The 3,324-nt window shown below is 70.6% G+C and carries 3 protein-coding genes and 1 pseudogene; 1 reads left to right on the forward strand and 3 read right to left on the reverse strand.

Annotated elements, in window-relative coordinates:
* Positions 1-243: 243 nt before the first annotated feature.
* Positions 244-1,263, forward strand: a complete 1,020-nt coding sequence (locus KBA23_RS16420) for a LacI family DNA-binding transcriptional regulator (RefSeq protein ID WP_290743248.1) — start codon at positions 244-246, stop codon at positions 1,261-1,263.
* Here the strand turns inward: KBA23_RS16420 and KBA23_RS16425 are convergent.
* From KBA23_RS16425 to KBA23_RS16435, 3 genes and pseudogenes are all read right to left on the reverse strand, one after another.
* On the reverse strand, positions 1,253-2,419 hold the full coding sequence (locus KBA23_RS16425; RefSeq protein WP_290743254.1) for a Gfo/Idh/MocA family oxidoreductase: 1,167 nt from the start codon (positions 2,417-2,419) through the stop codon (positions 1,253-1,255). The two genes, KBA23_RS16420 and KBA23_RS16425, sit on opposite strands and share 11 nt — an antisense overlap.
* 135 nt (positions 2,420-2,554) lie before the next feature.
* Positions 2,555-2,775, reverse strand: a pseudogene (locus KBA23_RS16430) (sugar phosphate isomerase/epimerase); the annotation flags it as partial.
* A gap of 172 nt (positions 2,776-2,947) precedes the next feature.
* Positions 2,948-3,324: SnoaL-like domain-containing protein (locus KBA23_RS16435; protein WP_290743251.1), on the reverse strand; the 377-nt coding region annotated here is incomplete at its 5' end.

Here is a 3,324-nt window from a genome sequence, read left to right on the forward strand (position 1 = left end):
TCGCAACCCGACCATCGCCGAAGATCGCGCGATGACCACCGCGTCGCCGCCTGCCTGCCAGCGCGATGGTCCGCGCAGGCAGGCGGCGACGCTACCGGCGAACTACACCACCACCGGGGACACGACCCGCCATACGACGGCATCCGATCTGGAAAGTTGCAAGCCGGCGGTCCGGGGGGCCTTGCCAACCGGCCGTACCGACGCAAATCTCGGAGAGGGACATTTGATCACGCGGGGGGTGGCATGGGCATCCGCACATTGGCGAGGGAACTCTCTCTCTCCATCGGCACCGTGTCGCGCGCGCTGAACGGACGTCCCGACGTCAACGAGGTCACGCGCGCGCGGGTCAAGGCAGCGGCGATCGCCGCCGGATACGAGCCCAACCAGTCCGGTCGCAGCCTGCGCAAGGGCTGCACGGGAATGGTCGCTGCCCTGCTTCCGACCTCGGTCATCGGCCCGACGCTCGATTCCATCTTCGGCCGCGTCTTCGAGGGCGTCCGCCGCACGCTCTATCGGGAGAATGTCGATCTGATGGTGATGTTCCGGGGCCCGGACGAAGACCCGCTGACCAACCTGCAACGCGTCGTCTCGCGGCGCATCGCCGACGCGATCATTCTGACGCAGACGCGCCCGCTCGACCCGCGCATCGACTGCCTCGACGCCATGGGTATGCGGTTCGTCGCCTTCGGGCGCACCTCGGACTCGACCGCGCACCCCTGGGTCGACTTCGACTTCGAGGCCGCCGCCAGCTCGGCCGCACAGGTCTTCGCCAACGGAGGGCACCGCCGCGTCGCGCTGGTCACCAACGCGCTCGACCTCAACTACAACGACATCCTGCGCCGGGTCTTCCGCGCCGAGGCGGAGCGGCTCGGCGTCGCGGCAGTCGTGCTCGAGGCGCGCGACTACCGCCTGACCGAGGAAAGCCGCGACGCCCTGGATGACGCGGACAACGCGCCGACCGCCTTCCTCATCGGAAACGAGGGAATGGCCGCCGGGCTCTACGGCGCCCTCGCCGCCGTCGGCAGACCGGTCGGACGGGGTTCGGCGGTCATCTGCGCGCTGCCGGCGCTCAGCCCGGCCGCTCTCGTCCCGGCGCTGTCGAGCTTCGATTCCGACCTGGACGCGGTCGGCTGCGCCCTGGGGCGCCATCTCCTCGCCATCCTGCCGGGCGTCGAGCCACGCCGGGCGCCGCCCGCCACCGCCATGCCCGGCCGCCTCGTGCTCCGCGGCAGCGAGGCCGCCGGGGCGCTCGTCAGGGCGTGACCCAGGCGCCGTTCCGGGCGGAGGAGCGCACGCAGGCGTCGACGAAGGCAACCCCGGCGAGGCCGTCCTCGACGGTCGGGAACACCACCTCCGGCGGAACGGGCTGACCTGCCTGCCGGGCGCGGATGGCCCGCGCCGCCTCGGCATAGATGTTGGCGAAGCCCTCGAGGTAGCCTTCCGGATGCCCGCCGGGCGTGCGGGTGACCCGCGCCGCCTCCGGTCCCGCTCCGGCCCCCCCGCGGGTGATCAGCCGCTTGGGCTCGCCGAGGGAGGTGTGCCAGAGATAGTTCGGATCCTCCTGCGCCCATTCGAGCCCGCCGTTCTCGCCGTAGACCCGCAGCCGCAACGCGTTCTGGTTGCCCGGGGCGACCTGACTGCACCAGAGCATCCCGCGCGCCCCGCCCTCGAAGCGCAGCAGCACGTGGCCGTTGTCGTCCACTCGCCGCCCCGGAACGAAGGCCTGGAGGTCGGCGGCGAGGCTTTCGAGCTTCAGGCCGGTGACGAAGCAGGCGAGGTTGTAGGCGTGCGTGCCGATGTCGCCGGTCGAGCCGCCGGCTCCGGTGCGCGCCGGGTCGGTCCGCCATCCCGCCTGCTTCTGCCCGCCCGACTCGATGTCGGCCGAGAGCCAGTCCTGCGCATACTCCGCCTGCACGACGCGGATCGGCCCGAGCAGGCCCTCGGCGACCATGGCGCGCGCCTGCCGGACCATCGGATAGCCGGTGTAGTTGTGGGTCAGCACGAAGAGCGCGTCCGACTCGGCCGCGATCCTCGCCAGCCGCTTCGCCTCCGGTAGCGTCGCCGTCAGCGGCTTGTCGCAGATCACGTGGATGCCGCGCTTGAGGAACGCCTTCGCCGCGGGGGCGTGCATGTGGTTCGGGGTGACGATGGCGACGGCGTCGATCCCGTCCTTCAACCGCGCCTCGCGCTTCGCCATCGCCTCGAAGTCGTCGTAGACCCGGTCGGGCGCGAGCCCGAGCGCCGCGCCGCTTTCGCGCGACTTCTCCGGCGTGGAGCTCAGCGCCCCCGCGACCAGATCGTATTCGCCGTCGATACGGGCCGCGATGCGGTGAACGCCCCCGATGAAGGCGTCCTTGCCGCCCCCGACCATGCCGAGCCGGATCCTGCGCGGTCCCGTCGCGGTTCCCACGATCGCCATTTCACCCTCCCCTGCGGCGCGACGCCGGCGCCGTCCTGTCCGCGCGCCGAAGCCTTGTCGAATCCTGAAAAGGTGGCAAGCCGGATTCCTGTACCTGAAGGACAGCCGCGCCTGGCTCGTTCCCGGGCGCCGGAGTGTTACCGCGACGCCGTTCGCCTCGGCGACGCCCTTGATCTCGTCGCAGTAGTCCTTCGAGGCGGCCGTTCGAGATCGAAGAGCCGTCCGTCCCAGGACGGCAATTGCACGCCCAGGTAGCCGATCGACCCCGCCCATCTCGTGATGGCGTCCCACGAGTTGAATGTCGCCGTGTCCCCGGCGAACTGCGCCAGGAACAGGGCTGGACCATTGAACTTCATGAAGTCCTCCCGAAGGTGTTTCGGGAGTAATCAAGCGTCCGGTTCCGACGCGCAAGCCCCCGGCCGCCGGCGCCCCTTTCGGCCACGGAGGCTTCGGGGCGGCGTCGCGGGTGTTCCTCGGTCCGCTCCGCAGCCCGGCCCGGCCCGGGACCGGGCCGGCAGACCGGAAGGGTCAGTAGAAGAACTCCTCGCGCACGACCTTGCCGGCGTCGTCGACGGTGTAGACGGCGAGCTCCTGCATGGCGCTGGTTTCGCCGGTCGCCTTGTTGCGGGTCTCCATGGCGAAGATCACCGCGAACCGGTCGGCGCCGTGAAGGTAGGGGCCCTCGATCTTGCCGCCGGTGACCTCGAAGGCGCCGTTCCACCAGTCGTGCTTGGCCCTGATCGCCGCGATGCCGTCGGAGACGGCCGAGCCGGGCCCGTCCATGTCCATGGCTTCGACCGAGACCGCCTTCGGGTCGTAGAGTTCGTCGAGACCCTGCAATTCGCGGCCCTCGCGGCAATTGGCCACCAGCCTTTCGGCCGTCGCCCTGAGCGTTTCGACAGACA

Source organism: Amaricoccus sp., assembly GCF_017995835.1.
In the GTDB taxonomy this organism is placed as follows: domain Bacteria; phylum Pseudomonadota; class Alphaproteobacteria; order Rhodobacterales; family Rhodobacteraceae; genus Amaricoccus.